Source organism: Streptomyces sp. CA-278952, from assembly GCF_028747205.1.
GTDB lineage: Bacteria > Actinomycetota > Actinomycetes > Streptomycetales > Streptomycetaceae > Streptomyces.
This window is the reverse complement of record NZ_CP112880.1, coordinates 1,091,687-1,108,758: the sequence shown is the minus strand read 5'-3', so window position 1 is coordinate 1,108,758 and position 17,072 is coordinate 1,091,687. Positions and strand designations below refer to the sequence as shown.

The following is a 17,072-nucleotide window of genomic DNA, read 5'->3' as shown; positions in this document are numbered from 1 at the left end:
CCGGGTGCGCTCCGGTCCCGGCGCGCCACCCCCGTACCCCTCCCGCGGAGCCCGTATGTACCTCCCGTCCGCCGACCGCTACTCCGCCATGCCCTACCGGCGCACCGGACGCAGCGGTCTGAAGCTGCCCGCGCTCTCCCTCGGCCTCTGGCACAACTTCGGAGGCGACCGGACGCCCGAGACGCAGGGCGCCATCCTGCGCCGCGCCTTCGACCTCGGCATCACCCACTTCGACCTGGCCAACAACTACGGCCCGCCGCCCGGCTCCGCCGAACTCACCCTGGGCCGCGCCCTGGCGACCGACTTCGCCCGTCTGCGCGACGAGATCGTCATCTCCACCAAGGCCGGCTACCACATGTGGGACGGGCCGTACGGGGAGTGGGGCTCGCGGAAGTACCTGCGCTCCTCGCTCGACCAGAGCCTCAAGCGCCTCGGTGTCGGTTACGTCGACATCTTCTACTCCCACCGGCCGGACCCCGAGACCCCGCTCGAAGAGACCATGGGCGCGCTCGACACCGCCGTACGGCAGGGCAAGGCGCTGTACGTCGGTCTGTCCAACTACTCCGCCGCGCAGACCCGCGAGGCCGCCGGGATCCTGAAGGACCTCGGCACCCCGCTCCTCATCCACCAGCCCCGCTACTCGATGCTCGACCGCCGGATCGAGGACGACGGGCTGCCGGACGTCCTCGACGAGCTGGGCGCCGGGTCCATCGCATACTCGCCGCTGGAGCAGGGGATTCTGACCGACCGCTATCTGAACGGCATTCCGGCCGGGTCCCGGGCGGCGGGCGCCAGCCCCTTCCTGAGCGCCGACGCCGTCACCCCGCAGCTGGTGGAGCGGTTGCGCGCGCTGGACGCCCTGGCGAAGGAGCGCGGCCAGTCGCTCGCGCAGCTGGCCCTGGCCTGGGTGCTGCGCGGCGGCCGGCTCACCTCCGCCGTCGTCGGCGCGAGCAGCGTCGCCCAGCTGGAGAACAGCGTCGAGGCCGTCCGGAACCTGGACTTCACCGAGGACGAGCTGTCCCGGATCGAGGAACTGCTGTGGGACACGGAGACGGGCTGACGACGCCAGGCGCGCGAGGGCGGTACGGCCGGAGAGGGCCGTACCGCCGGCGAGGCCGGCCGGACGTGCGCGGTGCGGACGGCGCCGCTCAGCCGAAGACCGGGCTCTCGGTCGCGTAGAGGAAGCGGGTCCGGGAGCGGTCGAGGAAGTTCTCCTCGTCCGCCGCGACGGTGGTGGTGTAGGTGTCGGAGGTGAACCAGCGAGCGGCGTCTTCGATGGTGTCGACCCACACCTCGGCGACACCGTCGTAGACAGCGGTGCTGATGCCGGGGATCTCGTCGTCGGTGGGCAGCAGTTGGACGTAGCGCCGGACCGGGACCTCTCCGCCGGGCAGAGCCGAGAGCAGAGGGGTGTGCTTCCGCGTCCAGTAGTCCACGAACTCGTCGTGGGAGAGGTCCGAGCGCCGGGTCAGGAAGATGCTGAGCTTGATCACGGGGGACCCTTCGAGGCCGAGATTGACTTGCCTGAGCAAGTCATAAGGTAGTCGCTGCGACTTGCCTGGTCAACAAAAATTCGTTGCCCAGGCAAGTGGAATGAGCATGTGGCCAGCAGCGGTGGGCAGAGACCCGGGGCTGCTCAGGCTGTGGCCATGGTGGGCCCGGCATGCGGGGGCGCCGTTCTGACCGCGATCAGGGCGACGTCGTCCGAGCCGCCTCCGGCCATCCCTTCCAGGATCTCGTCGCAGAACGTCGTGAGCGGCTCGCGGGCCAGGGCCGCCGCGTGCTGCCGCAGGCGCGCCAGACCCCGGCCCAGGTCCTCCTCGCGCCGCTCGACGAGGCCGTCCGTGTAGAGCAGCACGGTCGAGTCGGGCGGCAGCGTGTCGGTCTCGGCGGGGCGATGGACCTCGGGCTCCACCCCGAGCATGACGCTGCGGCCACCGGTGAGGAAGCGGGTCTCCCCGTCGTGCGTCACGAGCAGGGGGGCGGGGTGGCCCGCGACCGCGTAGTGCAGCAGCCACGGCTCGTCCGCGCTCATCCGTTCGATCAGTGCGTAGACGCAGGTCAGCGTCTGATGGGGATAGAGGATGTGATGGGCCGCGTCCAGCCTGGCGAGGATCTTGCCGGGCGGTTCCTTGCGGTCGCAGGCGATGCCGCGCAGCATGTTGCGGGTCTGGCTCATCATGACCGCGGCCCGCAGGTCATGCCCCGCGATGTCGCCGATGATCAGCGTCATCGCTCCGTCCGGCAGCACGAAGGCGTCGTACCAGTCGCCACCGACGCGCGCGGTGGTGCTCGCGGGCTGGTACCGGGCGGCCACTTCGAGCGGCCCGTCCGTGGGCAGCTCCGGCAGCAGGGAGCGCTGCAACCGCTCGGCCGTGTGCTGGGCCTCGGCGTGCAGGCGCGCGTTGTCGACGGCCAGCGCCACGCGGTGGGCGAGGTCCTCGACGAGGGAGAGGGTGTCCTCGGTCAGCCGGACCTCCCTGCGCGTACGGGCCAGGGTCAGCACGCCGAACACCTGCCGCCGGGCTCTCAGCGGGGCGACGACCGCCGTGTCGGCCTCGAGCCGCTCGAAAAGTTGCTTCTCCCGGAGGTACAGGGGGTCATCCTCGTCCTTCGGCGGGGGAAAGTCCGTGAGGAGTACGGGACCCACACCGAGCAGCGCCCGGGCGACCGAGGCCGCCGACCCCTCGGCCGGAGGCAGCAGCCCCTCGTCCAGGCCCGGGGACGTCACATCGGCGTCCCGGTGCTCGACGACGATCCTGCGCAGCCGTCCATGGTCGTCCAGCAGGTCGACCGCGCACCAGTCGGCGAGGCCGGGGACGAGCGTGCGGCAGAGCCGACGGAGCCCCTGGTCCACCTCGAGCGTGCTGGAAAGGGCCTCTGCCGCGTTGATGAGCAGCGTGAGCCGGTCCAGGGCGTGCTGGACCTCCTCGTCCACCTCGAAGGGATCCGAGCCGTCCGCGTCCCCTTCCGTGCCGGACCCGTGGCGAGGCGGGGCATCCGCGTCATCCTGCTTCGCGCACATACTGGTTCCTCGCCCTTCTCGCACGTGACGCCGGGGATGTGGGTCGGCGGGCCCCTTTCAGTCTTCAGCACGCGGGGGCTACGGGCATGCGGGGCATCAAGGGGACCTTCGGCGGACTGGACCTCTGACGGGCCGCCCCTCCCTGGCCCGCGCCGCCCACGGCGCGTACGGTGTGGCGGCATGAAGATCCTCATCAGCGCGGACATGGAAGGCGCCACCGGAGTGACCTGGCCGGCCGACGTGCTGCCGGGGACGCCGCAGTGGGAGCGCTGCCGGTCGATGTTCACCTCCGACGTGAACGCGGCCGCGCTCGGCTTCTACGACGGCGGCGCCGACGAGGTCCTCGTCAACGAGGCCCACTGGTCGATGCGGAACCTGCTGCTGGAGCAGATGGACGAACGCGTCCAGATGCTCACCGGCAAGCACAAGTCGCTGTCCATGGTCGAGGGCATCCAGCACGGCGACGTGGACGCGGTGGCCTTCGTCGGCTACCACACCGGAGCCGGCACGGAGGGCGTCCTCGCCCACACCTACCTCGCCAACTCCATCACCGGCGTCTGGCTGGGCGGCGTCCGCGCGAGCGAGGGGCTGCTCAACGCGCAGGTCGCCGCCGAGTACGGCGTGCCCGTCGTCCTCGTCACCGGCGACGACCTGACCTGCGTGGACGCCCAGGGATACGCCCCCGACGCCCGGAAGGTAGCCGTCAAGGACTACGTCTCCCGCTACGCCGCGGTGTGCCGCACCCCCGCCCGTACCGCCGCCGACATCAGGGCGGCGGCGAAGACGGCCACCGCGCTCGCGGGGCGTCGGGACCCCGTCACCGGGAACGCGTTCACCATCGAGCTGGAGTTCGACGCCGAACATCTGGCAGCCGCGGCGACCGTGGTCCCCGGCGTGGCGCCGAGCGGGGAGAGGCGGGTCGCGTACACCAGCGCGACGATGTACGAAGGAATTCGCACGTTCAAGGCGGTGACGACGATCGTGTCGGCCGCTGTGGAGGAACAGTATGGCTGACGCCCCCGACCTGCTCGGACCCGTTGACCGGCAGGCGCTCGACGAGGTGGTGACGTTCACCTCCGAACTCATCCGCATCGACACCACCAACCGGGGCGGCGGCGACTGCCGGGAGCGGCCGGCCGCCGAGTACGTCGCCCAACGGCTCTCCGACGCCGGAATCGAGCCGACGCTGCTGGAACGGACCCCCGGCCGGACCAACGTGGTCGCCCGGATCCCCGGCACCGACCCGTCGGCCGACGCGCTGCTCGTCCACGGCCACCTCGACGTGGTGCCCGCCGAGCCCGCCGACTGGAGCGTGCACCCCTTCTCCGGCGAGGTGAGCGACGGGGTCGTGTGGGGGAGGGGCGCCGTCGACATGAAGAACATGGACGCGATGGTCCTCTCCGTCGTACGCGGCTGGGCCCGCGAGGGCTTCCGCCCCCGGCGCGACATCGTCCTCGCGTACACCGCCGACGAGGAGGACAGCGCCGCCGACGGCTCCGGCTTCCTCGCCGATCAGCACCCGGAGCTGTTCGAGGGCTGCACGGAGGGCATCAGCGAGTCGGGGGCCTTCACCTTCCACGCGGGCCCCGGTCTCTCGCTGTACCCGATCGCCGCGGGCGAGCGCGGCACCGGCTGGCTGAAGCTGACCGCCGAGGGCCGGGCCGGGCACGGCTCCAAGGTCAACCGGGAGAACGCGGTGAGCACCCTGGCCGCCGCCGTCGCCCGGATCGGCGAGCACGAGTGGCCCATCCGCCTCACCCCGACCGTCCGCGCCGCGATCACCGAGATCGCCGCCCTGCACGGCATCACCGCCGACCTGGACGACCCCGGCTTCGACGTCGCCCAACTCCTCGGCAAGCTCGGCCCGGCCGCGTCCCTGGTCGAGAACACCGTCCGCAACAGCAGCAACCCGACGATGCTGGACGCCGGCTACAAGGTCAACGTCATCCCCGGCCACGCCGCCGCCTTCATCGACGGGCGCATGGTCCCCGGCGGCGACGACGAGTTCCACGCGACCCTGGACCGGCTCACCGGCCCCTCGGTCTCCTGGGAGTTCTACCACCGCGAGACGGCCCTGGAGGCCCCCGTGGACTCCCCGACGTACGCCAAACTGCGCGCCGCCGTCGAGCGGTTCGACCCGGACGCGCACACCGTCCCGTACTGCATGTCGGGCGGCACCGACGCCAAGCAGTTCTCCCGCCTCGGCATCACCGGCTACGGCTTCACCCCGCTGAAGCTGCCCGTCGGCTTCGACTACCAGCGGCTCTTCCACGGCGTCGACGAGCGCGTCCCCGTCGACGCCCTCCACTTCGGCGTCCGCGTGCTCGACCACTACCTGCGCACCGCCTGACCGCCTGCCGACCCGATCCGCGCCCCGGGGGGACCGACCTACGTGAACACCGTGCCAGCAGCCCCGTACGGAACCTGGCCGTCGCCGGTCGACGCGGCACTCGCCGCCTCGCACGACGGCCGCCCCGACCACCTCGGCACCATCGGGGACGAGGTGTGGTGGACCGAGCCGCGCCCCGCCGAGGACGGGCGGCGCGCCCTGATGCGCCGCCGCGCCGACGGCACCACCGCCCCCGTGCTGCCGGCCCCCTGGAACACCCGCAGCCGGGTGATCGAGTACGGCGGACAGCCCTGGGCGGGCACCGTGCGCGAGGACGGCGAACTCCTCGTGGTGTTCGTCCACTTCACCGACCAACGGCTGTACGCCTACGCCCCTGACGGGCCCGACGAGCCGTGGCCGCTCACCCCCGTCTCCGACGTCGGCGGCGGGCTGCGCTGGGTGGACCCGCAGGTGCGCCCGGAGCACGGGGCGGCGGGCGAGGTCTGGTGCGTGCTGGAGGAGTTCACCGGGCCCGCGCCCACCGACGTGCGGCGCGTCGTCGCCGCCGTGCCGCTCGACGGCTCGGCGGCCGACGACCGGGCGGCGGTCCGTGAACTCTCCGACGACCGGCACCGGTTCGTCACCGGCCCCAAGGTCTCCCACGACGGGCGGCGGGCGGCCTGGATCGCCTGGGACCACCCCCGGATGCCGTGGGACGGCACGGTGGTCATGCTGGCGGACATCGACGGAACGGGCGGGTTCACCGGCGTACGGCCTCTCGTCGGCGACCTCGACGAATCGGTCTGCCAGGTGGAGTGGGACCGCGACGGCAGCCTCCTGTTCGTCTCCGATCTCGCCGACTGGTGGGAGCTCCAGCGCATCCGCCCCGACGCGCCTCCCGGCGGTGCGGTCCCCAGCAGCCGCCTTCTGCCGCCCCGGGGCGAGGAGTTCGGCGGAGCCCTCTGGAAGATCGGGCTGCGCTGGTTCCACCCGCTGGACAACGGGCTGATCGCCGTCCTGCACGGCAGGGGCGGCATGCGGCTCGGCATCCTCGACCCGGAGACCGGCGAACTCGCCGACGTGCCGGGCCCCTGGACCGCCTGGGCCGACACGCTCGCCGTCCACGGCAGCCGGGTCGTCGGCGTCGCGGCGAGCCCCCGCAGCGGCCCCGAGATCGTCGAGCTGGACACCGCGACCGGGCACACCCGCGTCATCGGCGCACCCCACCGGGACGCGGTCGACCCCGCGTACTACCCGGTGCCCGAGGACCGCACCTTCACCGGCCCCGACGGCCGCGAGATCCACGCCCACATCTACCCGCCGCACAGCCCCGACCGCACCGGCCCCGAGGGCGAGAAGCCCCCGTACGTCGTCCGGGCCCACGGCGGGCCCACCGGCCACGCACCGCTCGTCCTCGATCTGGAGATCGCCTACTTCACCTCGCGCGGCATCGGGGTGGCCGACGTCAACTACGGCGGCTCCACCGGCTACGGCCGCGGCTACCGCGAACTCCTGCGCGGCCAGTGGGGCGTGGTCGACGTGGCCGACTGCGCGGCCGTCGCCTCGGCCCTCGTCGAGGAGGGTGCCGCCCACCCGGACAAGCTCGCCGTCCGGGGCGGCAGCGCGGGCGGCTGGACCGCCGCCGCATCGCTGACCAGCACCGGCATCTACGCCTGCGGGACGATCCTCTACCCGGTCCTGGATCTCGAAGGGTGGGCCACGGACGGAACCCACGACTTCGAGTCGCAGTACCTGGAGTCCCTCGTCGGCCCGTTCGCCGAGGTGCCCGAGCGCTACCGGGAACGCTCACCGCTCCACCGCGCCGACCGGCTGGACACCCCCTTCCTGCTGCTCCAGGGCCTGGACGACGTGATCTGCCCGCCCGCCCAGTGCGAGCGGTTCCTCGCAGCCATCGGGGGCCGGGGCGTCGCCCACGCCTACCTCGCCTTCGAGGGGGAGGGCCACGGCTTCCGGCGCGTGGAGACCCTGGTCCGCGCACTGGAGGCCGAACTCTCCCTCTACGCGCAGACGTTCGGTATCGACCGCCCCGACGTGCCGCCGCTGGAGCTGACCACGTGACCCGTGCGGCCCACGGCCCGGCGATGCCCCTCGCCCGGCCTCCCCGGCTGCGGCGCGGCTCCCGGGTCGCCGTCGTCGCGCCCAGCGGCCCCGTCCCCGCCGACCGGCTGGAGGAGGGCCTCGCCGTCCTGCGCGACTGGGGACTCGACCCTGTCGTCGGTGCCCATGTCCGTACTCTGCACCCGAAGTTGGATTATCTCGCCGGGTCGGACGCGGGCCGCGCGGAGGACCTCGAGCGGGCCTGGTGCGATCCCACGGTGGAGGCCGTGCTCTGCGCCCGGGGCGGATACGGCGCCCACCGGATGGCCGACCTGGTCGACTGGGCGGCGGTGCGGGCCGCCGGGCCCAAGGTGTTCGTCGGCTACAGCGACATCACGGTGCTGCACGAGGCGTTCGCCCTGCGGGCCGGGTTCGCGACCCTGCACGGGCCGATGATCGCCACCGATACGTTCCTCGGGGACGCGGTGACCCGCGAGCACCTCCGCGCCACGCTCCTCGCCCCGGAGACCGTCACCACCCTCGGCCTGGAGTCGGCCGGGGCCCTGGTCCCCGGCCGGGCGCGGGGCGTCCTGTACGGCGGTTGCGTCAGCCTGCTCGCCGCCGGAACCGGCGCCCCGGGCGGCCGGGCCCACGCCCGGGGCGGACTGCTGGTGATCGAGGACACCGGGGAGGAGCCCTACCGGCTGGACGGCATCCTCACCCGGCTCCTGCGGACCGGAGCCCTGGACGGAGTCGCCGGGGTGGCCTGCGGCTCCTGGCAGGAGTGCGGCCCGTACGAGAAGATCCGCGCCGTGCTCGCCGACCGGCTCGGCCCGCTGGGCATACCCGTGGTCGAGGAGCTGGGCTTTGGCCACGGCCCGACCGCGCTGACGATTCCGCTGGGCGTGCCCGCGGTGCTCGACGCACCGGCGGGCGGCGGGCGTTGCACGCTGACCGTCGAGACCCCCGCCCTGCGCTGAACCTCCTCGGCCCTTCCGCCCCTGTTCGCGCCCGCGCCGCTGTCCGCGCGGGCGCGAGGATGTGCGCGTTCTCCCGCGAGACGTGAACATCCGTCAAGAACCGCTGACCGATACGTTGACACGGCCATGAGCTGTGTCACAGCATGAGCGCGGCCCAATACTTACCGGCCGGTAAGTTGTCCTCGGTGTGGAGGTCTTCGTGTCAGGTGCTGTTTCCAGAGTGCGCGGCCCGCTCGTGGCGGTCGCCGGGGCGGCCCTCGTCGCCCCCCTCGTCCTCGCCGGCCCGGCCCACGCCGAGGCCGGCCCGTACACCGTCACCCCGCTGGAGTTCACCGTCGAGGCGGGCGACCGCACCTGCACCGTGGACGCCGACCTCTACCGGCCCGCCGGGGCCGACGCGGACAGCCCCGCCCCCGCGGTCCTCGCCACCAACGGATTCGGCGGCAGCAAGTCCGACGGTTCCACCGACACCATCGGCAAGGCCTTCGCGGAGCGCGGCTATGTCGGGCTCGTCTACTCGGGCCTCGGCTTCGGCGGGTCCGGCTGCCTGATCACCCTCGACGACCCCGCCATCGACGGAAAGGCCGCGAGCGAACTCCTGGACTTCCTCGGGGGAGTTCGCGCGGCCGACGACGGTACCCGGGCCGACTTCGTCACCAGGGACGCCGACGGCGACCCGCGGGTCGGCATGATCGGCGGCTCCTACGGCGGCGCGATCCAGCTGGCGACCGCCGCCGTCGACCCCCGGGTCGACGCCCTCGTCCCGCTGATCACCTGGAACGACCTCGGCTACGCACTGGCCCCCAACAACACCGGGGCGCGCACCGGCGTCACCTCCGACACCCCCGGCGTCTTCAAGTGGCAGTGGACCAACGGCTTCTACCTGATCGGCGAGGGCCAGCCGCTCCTCAACCCGAGCCTTGACCCCTCCCGCATCAACCGGCTGGACTGCCTGCACTTCGCCACCAGGGCCTGCGAGACCATCCGGCTGCTCAACTCCGGCCGCTACCCCGCCGACCGCACCCAGGAGATGCTCGCGTACGCGCGCAGCGTCTCGCCCGTCTCCTACCTCGACCGGGTCAAGGCCCCCACGCTCATCGTCCAGGGCCAGGCCGACAGCCTCTTCAACCTCAACGAGGCCACCGCCACCTACCGGGCGCTCAAGGCACAGGGCACCGAGACCAAGATGATCTGGCAGTCCTGGGGGCACAGCGGCGGCCAGGTCCCCGGCGAACTCGACCTGAGCCAGGGCAATCTGGAGACCAGCCACGTCGGACAACGGGTACTGGCCTGGTTCGACCGCTACCTCCACCGCAAGACGGACACCGACACCGGGCCCGCCTTCTCCTACTACCGCGACTGGCGCAGCGGCTACGGCTCCGCCGCCGACGTCCCCGCCCTCTCCCGGACCCTGTACCTCTCCGGCGACGGCAAACTCGTCGACAACCGCTCCAAGGTGGCGCGCGGCAGCCGTCAGTACACCAACTGGCTGGTGCCGACGAGCCACTCCGAGAGCTCCATCGCCCCGCTGATCGGACTGCCCGACCCCGAACCGTACGACACCGGAGGCACCTACCTCGGCTGGCGCGGCGAACCCCTCACCGAGCCCCTCGACGTCGTCGGCGCGCCGCGGGCCACCCTGAAAGTCCTCTCGCCGAAGACGGAACGGGTCCAGAACAGCGGCGACGCCTCCGACAAGCTCGTCCTGTTCGCCAAGGTCTACGACGTCGCGCCCGACGGCAGCCGTACGCTGGTGAACCGGCTCGTCTCCCCGGTCCGGGTCCCCGACGTCACCCGGCCCTTCACGGTGGAGCTGCCCGGCATCGTCCACCGGTACGAGAAGGGGCACCGCCTGGAGTTCGTGATCGCCGCCAGCGACACCGCCTACTTCGGCAACCGGGGCGTCAAGCCCGTCACCGTCGTCCACGCCCCCGAGGACACCGGCGTACTGGAACTCCCCGTCGTCCCGGCCGGCTGACGCCCGCCACGGCGTTCACCCGAACGGCCGTACATCACCGCCCTCCGAACCCGGCAGCCGGACATGCTGGGACTCCGGGGGGCGGTCGCGTGCCCGACGGGCGGGCCGGACGGCGAGGAGCGAGCGGAAGGGCGGAACATGAGCCCCAAGGACGTATCGAGCGGCAGCGGGCGCGGCACGGGGTGGCTCACCCCGGGGCGCATCCTGGTCGCCGTGGTGGTCGTGCTCGTCGCCGTGTTCATCTGCGTGAACACGGACAAGGTCACCATCCGGGTGCTGATCCCCGAGGTGACCATGCCCCTCTGGTTCGCGCTGTTGGCCATGTTCCTGATCGGCCTCGGCTGCGGCGGCTATCTCTTCCGCCGAAAGGGCAAGTGACGGCGGCCCCGCATCGGTCTCCTCCCGCACGCTGAAACCGGCACGGTGGAACCGCTTGAGGGCCCGGGCCGCCGCGGCGAGGATGGGGCGTATGCGCACGATCGTGGTCCTCGACGCCCCTTCCAACCTCGGGCTGCGCCCGCCGGCCCCCGGCACCGTCCCGGGCTGCTACAAACTGGCCGGCGCCCTGCGCGAACAACGGATCGTGCGCCGCCTCGGGGCTCTGGAGGGCGGTGTCGTCGTCCCGCCGCGCTACGACCTGGGCGACTGGCAGGAGGGCGACGGGGTGTTCAACGCCGCCGCCATCGCCCGGTACACCCGCACCCTCGCCGACCGCATCGAAGGCCACGTACGGGCCGGGGAGTTCGCCCTGGTCCTCGGCGGGGACTGCTCCATCCAACTCGGCGCCGCCCTCGCCCTGCGCCGCCTCGGCCGGTACGGACTCGCCGCCGTCGACGGATCCGCGGACTTCCGCCACTCCGGCAACAGCGACCGGATCGGCGCGGCCGGCGGCGAGGAACTGGCCATCGCCACCGGCCGGGGCCAGGCGGACCTCAGCGACCTCGAAGGGCTCGGCCCCTACCTCAGGGACGAGGACGTCCGCCTCTTCGGGATGCGGGACGAGGACGAGGACCAGGCCGAACTGGCCGCGCTGAAGATCCCCCACGCGACCGTCGGGCAGATCCGCGAGTGGGGCGCGGACGTCCTCGCGCGGGCCACCGTGGAGAGCCTGGAGACCCCCGCACTCGACGGCTACTGGGTCCACCTGGACGCCGACGTCCTCGACCCGGCCGTCATGCCCGCCGTCGACAGCCCCGACGACGGCGGCCTCCTCCCGCACGAACTCGCCCCGCTGCTGCGCACGCTCGTCTCCTCCCCGCGCTGCGTCGGGCTGAACGTCACCATCTACGACCCCGATCTCGACCCGGACGGCACGGCGGGCGCGCTGCTCGCCGACCTCGTCGTCGACGCGTTCACGGACACCGCCACGGACGGCTGACGCGCCGTGCGGGGCCCGGGCGGACCCCGAGCGCGCGGAAATCCGGCCGACGGGCCTCTGGCCCACGCGGCCACCTGCGTGTTCCATGGTCACCGGGGGGCGCCCGGACCTGCGGCGGCCCGCAGCGAGGGAACGAGGGTGCCTTGGCCACGACCGTACGACGTGCCGTACTGAACCTGCCCGCAGCGCCGCTCGGGCCGGAGAACCCGCTCCCGCCGCTGCGGACGCCCGCCCCGCCGCCCGTGCTCGACCCCCGGGAACGGGCCGGCCTGCCCCGCGACATGGCCCGGCAACTGGGCCACCGGCCGCTGCGCACCGTCCTGCCCACCCGGCTGCTCGACGGTTACGGACGTGAGCGCACCCCCACCGGCATCGACGCCGTCGTCATCGAGAACGCCCGGCTGCGCGTCACCGTGCTGCCCGGACTCGGCGGCCGGATCCACTCCCTGCACCACAAGCCCACCGGTCGCGAACTGCTCCACCGCAACCCGGTCCTCCAGCCCGCCGCCTTCGCCCTCAACGGGGCCTGGTTCTCCGGCGGGATCGAGTGGAACATCGGCGCCACCGGCCACACCACCCTGTCCTGCGCACCGCTCCACGCCGCGCTGGTGCCCGCCCCCGACGGCTCCACGATGGTCCGGCTCTGGGAATGGGAGCGACTGCGCGACCTGCCCTTCCAGGTGGACCTCTGGCTCCCCGACGACTCCGACTTCCTCCACGTCGGCGTGCGGATACGCAACCCGCACGAACAGCCCGCACCGGTCTACTGGTGGTCCAACACCGCCGTCCCGGAGACCGCGGGTACCCGCGTCCTGGCCCCGGCCGACGAGGCCTGGCACTTCGGCTACGACCACGCGCTCACCCGGGTCGGCGTCCCGGAGTCGGGCGGCCTCGACCACACCTATCCACTGCGCTCCGAGTACCCCGCCGACCACTTCTACGAGCTGCCCGACGGCGCCCGGCGCTGGATCGCCGCGCTCGACGAGGACGGTCACGGACTCGCCCAGACCTCCACCGACCTGCTGCGCGGCCGCAAACTGTTCCGCTGGGGCCACGGGAGGGGCGGCCGCCGCTGGCAGGAGTGGCTGAACGGGCCCGGGAACGGCGGCTACGTGGAGATCCAGGCCGGGCTGTCCCGCACCCAGCTGGAGCACGTCCCGCTGGAGGCGGGCGCCGCGTTCAGCTGGCTGGAGTCCTACGGTCCGCTCTCCGCGGACCCGGCCGCCGTGCACGGCCGGGACTGGGCCGCGGCCACCGAGGAGGCCGCCGCGCGGCTGGAGGAGGCTCTCCCGCGCGGCGCGGTGGACGAGGCGTACGCCGCCTGGCTGCCGCACGCCGACGCCGAACCGGGCGAAGTGATCGCCACCGGCTCCGGCTGGGGCGCGCTGGAGGTGCTGCGGGGCGGCCACCGGCTGCCCGGCACCCCGTTCCCCGCCGCCGCCATCGGCGCCCAGCAGGCCCCCTGGCGGGAGTTGCTGGAGCACGGGACCCTGCCGAAGCCGGACCCGGACGGTATACCCGGCCCGACACCGGTCTCACCGCCCTGGCGGGACATGCTGGAGACCGCCGACGCCGACCCGCACACCGAATACCACCTCGGCATCGCGCAGTGGCACGCGGATGACCGGGCCCAGGCCGTCCGCAGCTGGGAACGCGGCCTGGAGAGCGGCCCCGCGCCGCGCTGGCCCCTGCTGCGCTGCCTCGCGGTCGCCGCCGAGGAGAGCGGCAGGCCGGCCCACGCCGCCGAACTGTACGCCGAGGCCTTCGCGGACCTCGGGACCCCCGGAGCGGAGGACCTCACGGCGTCGGCGGAGGGCACGGCCCTCCTCGTCGCCCTGGCCCGCGAGACCGTCGAGGCCCACCTGTCGGCCGGCCGGGCCGGGGCGGCCCGGGCGCTGCTGGCCGGGCTTCCGGGCGGGATCCGTGAGCGCGGACGCTTCCGGCTGCTTCTCGCCCGGACCCTGGTCGCCGAGGGAGACACCGGGGCGGCCCGGGAGATCTTCGACGCCGGATTCGAGGTCGCCGACCTGCGCGAAGGGGCCGGCATCCTCGGCGAGCTGTGGGCGTCCCTCAGCGACGAACCGCTGCCGGACGCCTACGACTTCCGCATGCGCCCGCCCCAGGAGTGACCGACTCGCACCCGGGCGGCCGGTCAGACGGTGACGTTGCGGTCCACGTACTCGAAGACCGAGCCGTCCGGGTGCAGCGCGATGAGGTTACGGCCCGCCGGGGTCGGCACCGGTCCCGCGATGACCCGCGCGCCCGCCCGGGTCAGCGCGGCGTTCGCCTCGTCGACGTCCTTGACGGCGATGGTCGCGCCCACCTTGCGGAGCACCTCCAGCTCCGACTCGGGCCCGCTCATCAACAGGAAGCAGCCGATCGCGGCCACCGACACCCCACCGCGCTCATAGCGCAGGGCCGACGTGCTCGTCAGCCCCTCGTAGAAGGCCACCGAGGCCTCCAGGTCGTCGACGCAGATACGCAGCGTGGTTCCGAGGATCTCCATGCCTACGAGGGTAGTTGGCGGCCGCCACCGGTGTGATCGGTTCCGGGCGGGCCGGATCCCCCTCTTCGCCCCGTACCGCACCGCCTCACCCCACGCCGGCCACTCCTCACCTCACGCCGGCCACTCCTCACCTCACGCCCGGCGCATGCTCACCTCACGCCCGGCAGAGCACCTCGCCGTGCGGGACCATGAACCAGCCGTCGCCCTCCTCGCCCCAGGAGCGCCACGCCCCGGCGATGGCCGTGAGCTGCTCGGCGCTCGCGTGCCCGCCCCGTACCGCCAGCTCGGCGTAGACCGAGTCCGTCGTACGGTCCGCCCACAGGCCGCTCCACCAGGCGCGGCTCTCCGGGGTGGCGAAGCACCAGGCGGCCGCGGTGGGGGTGATGTCGGTGAATCCGGCTTGCCGCGCCCAGGAGAGGAGCCTGCGGCCGGCGTCGGGCTCGCCGCCGTTGCCGCGGGCCACCCGGCCGTAAACCTCCAGCCACTCGCCGAGGCCGGGGGTCTCCGGATACCAGGTCATCGCCGCGTAGTCGCTGTCCCGCGCCGCGACCACCCCGCCGGGACGGCAGACGCGCCGCATCTCACGCAGGGCCTGGACGGGGTCGCCCACGTGCTGGAGCACCTGATGGGCGTGGACCACGTCGAACGAGTCGTCGGGGAAGTCCAGGGCGTGGACGTCGGCCACCGCGAACGCGACGTTGTGCAGGCCCCGTTCGGCGGCCACCGCGGCGGCCTGGCCGAGGATGTCCTCGGTGGTGTCCACCGCGGTGACCCGCCCCGGGGCGACCAGCGCGGCCAGATCGGCGGTGATGGTCCCGGGGCCGCAGCCGACGTCCAGCACGGCCAGACCGGGGCGGAGTTCGCCGAGGAGGTACGCCGCCGAGTTGGCGGCGGTACGCCAGCGGTGCGAGCGCAGGACCGACTCGTGGTGGCCGTGCGTGTACACGGCGGTCTCCTTCGGCATGGCGTTGCTTCCCTTCCCGAAACCTCGCGCCGACGGGCGCGGCGACAGGAACCACCGTACGCCGCCATGTCGAATGATGAGATAGGCGTCTTGCTATGCGGACGACATGGTGGTGGGGCCGGTGGGCGCTGCCCGAGGGGCCGACCTGGTCCCGTCCGGAGGGGGGCCTGGGTGGTCAGATCGGCATCGGGCAGTAGACGGTCAGTGCCTCCGGCAGCTTGTCGATCGTCAGTTCCGTTCCGGAGTGGGCCACTTCACCGTCGTACGCGTACGGAGTCCCCGGCGCGAGGCCGCCGATCCGCATCCGCCGCCGCCGCACGGCGGCATGGGCGGGGGAGCGGGTCAGCGGTCCCGCCACCGCCGCCGCCAGCAGACGCAACCCGGGTGTCCGGCCGCCGTGCACCACCCGGACGTCCAGCAGCCCGTCCGCCAGGTTGTGGCGGCGCCCCGGAGCGGGGCCCACCCGCTGGAAGAGTCCGTTGCCGACGAAGAGCAGCCACAACGGCCGCCTGCGTCCCTGGAGTTCGGCCTCCAGCGGCTGTCGGCCACGCAGCACGTGGAAGGCCGCGAGCACGCCGGCCGGCCAGCCGCCGATCCGCGGCGACCAGTGTTCCCGGGTCCGTACCAGTTCCGGATAGGCGCCCAGCGAGAAGGCGTTGAGGAAATACCCGTCCGCCCCGTCCGCACCCTTGGGCCCCGGCCGGAAGCGGCCGAGGTCCACCCGGATGGCATCGCCCGCGGCGAGGGCGGCGGCGGTGTCGTGGACGGTCTCGATGCCCAGGTCGTAGGCGAAGTGGTTCAGCGTCCCGCCGGGGAAGACCGCCAGCGGCATCCCGTGCGTCGCCGCCACGGAGGCCGCCAGATTCACCGTGCCGTCGCCTCCGCAGACGCCCAGCGCCCGTCCCCGCCCCGCCGCCTTCTCCATCGCGGCCGACAGCTCCTCCGGCGGCACCGCCACCACCTCCGCCGCGGGCAGCGCCTCGCGCACCAGCGACGCGGTCGCGGTGGCCGTGCCCGACTCCTGGTTCACCACCACGACGAGGCCCTTCCCGGCGGGCAGCGCCGGGGCCTCGCCCGGCGGGCGGCCGGGAGCGGGCAGCTGGCCCCGGGTGGGCACGACCCCGCGCAGCGCGAACGCGGCCCCTACGCCGAGCGCCGCACCCGCCAGCACATCACTCGGATAGTGCACCCCGGTGTAGACACGGGAGGCGGCCACGGCCAGCGCGACCGGGGCCACGACCGCGCCCCAGCCCTTGGACTCCAGGGCCACCCCGGTGGCGAAGGCCGCCGCCGACGCCGCGTGGCCCGAGGGGAAGGAGGTGGTGATCGGCTGCCGCTTGAGCTGCCGCACCACCGGCACCAGGTCCGCTATCGGCCGCTCGCGGCGCACCGCGCCCTTGCCGACCGTGTTGATCGCCACCGAGGCCACGGCGAGGGACGCAACCCCGCGCAGCGCGGCCCGGCGTGAGCGCGCACTGCTGCCGAGGGCCGCGATCCCGGCCGCCGCCCCGAACCAGAGCAGCCCGTGGTTGGCGCTCCGGCTCAGCTTCGGCAGCAGCGGATCGGCGCCCGGCCAGTGCCGGTCCGCGACGCTCCGGAAGACGGCCAGGTCACGCTCCTGCAGCCAGCCGCGCAACCGGGCGACGGCGGGAGCGGTGGTGTTGACGGTGGCGGGTGAGGTTCTCGGTGAGGACATGGACATGGATCAGCGAATACCCGGCAGGGCCACGCTGAACCAACAGGCGCGCTGAGACCCCGGCCACGTGCCGCCACCGGCCGGCGGAACAGCCAACCCGGCGACGGCCCCCGGGAGCGGGCGCGCGACTGGGCGGGCGGGCCGTCCGGAACCTCCGT

14 protein-coding genes are annotated in these 17,072 nt (G+C 73.4%); 9 read left to right on the top strand and 5 right to left on the bottom strand.

The annotated features are described in order from the left end of the window. The first annotated feature begins 55 nt into the window (after window positions 1–55). Window positions 56–1,060, top strand: coding sequence for an aldo/keto reductase (locus N7925_RS04790; protein ID WP_274343139.1), 1,005 nt, complete (start codon window positions 56–58; stop codon window positions 1,058–1,060). Window positions 1,061–1,148: 88 nt separating this feature from the next. Here the strand turns inward: N7925_RS04790 and N7925_RS04785 are convergent, their stop codons facing one another. Together N7925_RS04785 and N7925_RS04780 are read right to left on the bottom strand one after the other, a co-directional pair. Further along, window positions 1,149–1,493 (bottom strand): EthD domain-containing protein, encoded by a 345-nt coding sequence (locus tag N7925_RS04785; protein WP_265598248.1) that lies wholly within the window; start codon window positions 1,491–1,493, stop codon window positions 1,149–1,151. 143 nt (window positions 1,494–1,636) lie between these two features. Next, window positions 1,637–3,025: a PP2C family protein-serine/threonine phosphatase gene (locus N7925_RS04780; protein ID WP_274343138.1), complete on the bottom strand. Its 1,389-nt coding sequence runs from the start codon at window positions 3,023–3,025 to the stop codon at window positions 1,637–1,639. Window positions 3,026–3,205: 180 nt separating this feature from the next. On the opposite strand from N7925_RS04780, the gene N7925_RS04775 reads away from it, so the two are divergent. The 8 genes from N7925_RS04775 to N7925_RS04740 all read left to right on the top strand — a co-directional run bounded on the left by N7925_RS04775 (window position 3,206) and on the right by N7925_RS04740 (window position 13,877). Next, window positions 3,206–4,039: a M55 family metallopeptidase gene (locus tag N7925_RS04775; protein ID WP_265598246.1), complete on the top strand. Its 834-nt coding sequence runs from the start codon at window positions 3,206–3,208 to the stop codon at window positions 4,037–4,039. Continuing rightward, window positions 4,032–5,375 (top strand): M20/M25/M40 family metallo-hydrolase, encoded by a 1,344-nt coding sequence (locus N7925_RS04770; RefSeq protein WP_265598245.1) that lies wholly within the window; start codon window positions 4,032–4,034, stop codon window positions 5,373–5,375. Before N7925_RS04775 ends, N7925_RS04770 begins: the two co-directional genes overlap by 8 nt. Before the next feature lie 42 nt (window positions 5,376–5,417). Beyond that, the gene (locus N7925_RS04765; protein ID WP_274343137.1) at window positions 5,418–7,433 is read left to right on the top strand and encodes a prolyl oligopeptidase family serine peptidase; all 2,016 of its coding nucleotides are present in this window, start codon (window positions 5,418–5,420) and stop codon (window positions 7,431–7,433) included. Then, the gene (locus N7925_RS04760) at window positions 7,430–8,392 is read left to right on the top strand and encodes a S66 peptidase family protein (RefSeq protein WP_443032115.1); all 963 of its coding nucleotides are present in this window, start codon (window positions 7,430–7,432) and stop codon (window positions 8,390–8,392) included. Before N7925_RS04765 ends, N7925_RS04760 begins: the two co-directional genes overlap by 4 nt. A gap of 220 nt (window positions 8,393–8,612) precedes the next feature. Next, window positions 8,613–10,370, top strand: coding sequence for a CocE/NonD family hydrolase (locus tag N7925_RS04755; RefSeq protein ID WP_274343136.1), 1,758 nt, complete (start codon window positions 8,613–8,615; stop codon window positions 10,368–10,370). Between the two features lie 138 nt (window positions 10,371–10,508). Then, window positions 10,509–10,748 (top strand): LapA family protein, encoded by a 240-nt coding sequence (locus N7925_RS04750; RefSeq protein WP_265598241.1) that lies wholly within the window; start codon window positions 10,509–10,511, stop codon window positions 10,746–10,748. A 91-nt stretch (window positions 10,749–10,839) separates the two neighbouring features. Further along, a complete protein-coding gene (locus N7925_RS04745; RefSeq protein ID WP_265598240.1) occupies window positions 10,840–11,748 on the top strand; it encodes an arginase family protein in 909 nt (302 codons plus the stop codon). A gap of 143 nt (window positions 11,749–11,891) precedes the next feature. After that, on the top strand, window positions 11,892–13,877 hold the full coding sequence (locus N7925_RS04740) for a DUF5107 domain-containing protein (RefSeq protein WP_274343135.1): 1,986 nt from the start codon (window positions 11,892–11,894) through the stop codon (window positions 13,875–13,877). A 23-nt stretch (window positions 13,878–13,900) separates the two neighbouring features. Here N7925_RS04740 and N7925_RS04735 read toward each other — a convergent pair whose 3' ends face one another. The 3 genes from N7925_RS04735 to N7925_RS04725 form a co-directional block, all read right to left on the bottom strand. Next, window positions 13,901–14,254 (bottom strand): VOC family protein, encoded by a 354-nt coding sequence (locus N7925_RS04735; RefSeq protein ID WP_265598238.1) that lies wholly within the window; start codon window positions 14,252–14,254, stop codon window positions 13,901–13,903. A gap of 154 nt (window positions 14,255–14,408) precedes the next feature. Further along, a complete protein-coding gene (locus N7925_RS04730; RefSeq protein WP_265598237.1) occupies window positions 14,409–15,218 on the bottom strand; it encodes a class I SAM-dependent methyltransferase in 810 nt (269 codons plus the stop codon). A 175-nt stretch (window positions 15,219–15,393) separates the two neighbouring features. Next, on the bottom strand, window positions 15,394–16,914 hold the full coding sequence (locus tag N7925_RS04725; RefSeq protein ID WP_265598236.1) for a bifunctional phosphatase PAP2/diacylglycerol kinase family protein: 1,521 nt from the start codon (window positions 16,912–16,914) through the stop codon (window positions 15,394–15,396). Between the last annotated feature and the right edge of the window lie 158 nt (window positions 16,915–17,072).

Coding starts and splice junctions, on each gene's coding strand:
- N7925_RS04790 (WP_274343139.1), top strand. CDS start 56: ATGTACCTCCCGTCCGCCGACCGCTACTCCGCCATGCCCTACCGGCGC.
- N7925_RS04780 (WP_274343138.1), bottom strand. CDS start 3,025: ATGTGCGCGAAGCAGGATGACGCGGATGCCCCGCCTCGCCACGGGTCC.
- N7925_RS04775 (WP_265598246.1), top strand. CDS start 3,206: ATGAAGATCCTCATCAGCGCGGACATGGAAGGCGCCACCGGAGTGACC.
- N7925_RS04770 (WP_265598245.1), top strand. CDS start 4,032: ATGGCTGACGCCCCCGACCTGCTCGGACCCGTTGACCGGCAGGCGCTC.
- N7925_RS04750 (WP_265598241.1), top strand. CDS start 10,509: ATGAGCCCCAAGGACGTATCGAGCGGCAGCGGGCGCGGCACGGGGTGG.
- N7925_RS04745 (WP_265598240.1), top strand. CDS start 10,840: ATGCGCACGATCGTGGTCCTCGACGCCCCTTCCAACCTCGGGCTGCGC.
- N7925_RS04735 (WP_265598238.1), bottom strand. CDS start 14,254: ATGGAGATCCTCGGAACCACGCTGCGTATCTGCGTCGACGACCTGGAG.
- N7925_RS04730 (WP_265598237.1), bottom strand. CDS start 15,218: ATGCCGAAGGAGACCGCCGTGTACACGCACGGCCACCACGAGTCGGTC.
- N7925_RS04725 (WP_265598236.1), bottom strand. CDS start 16,914: ATGTCCTCACCGAGAACCTCACCCGCCACCGTCAACACCACCGCTCCC.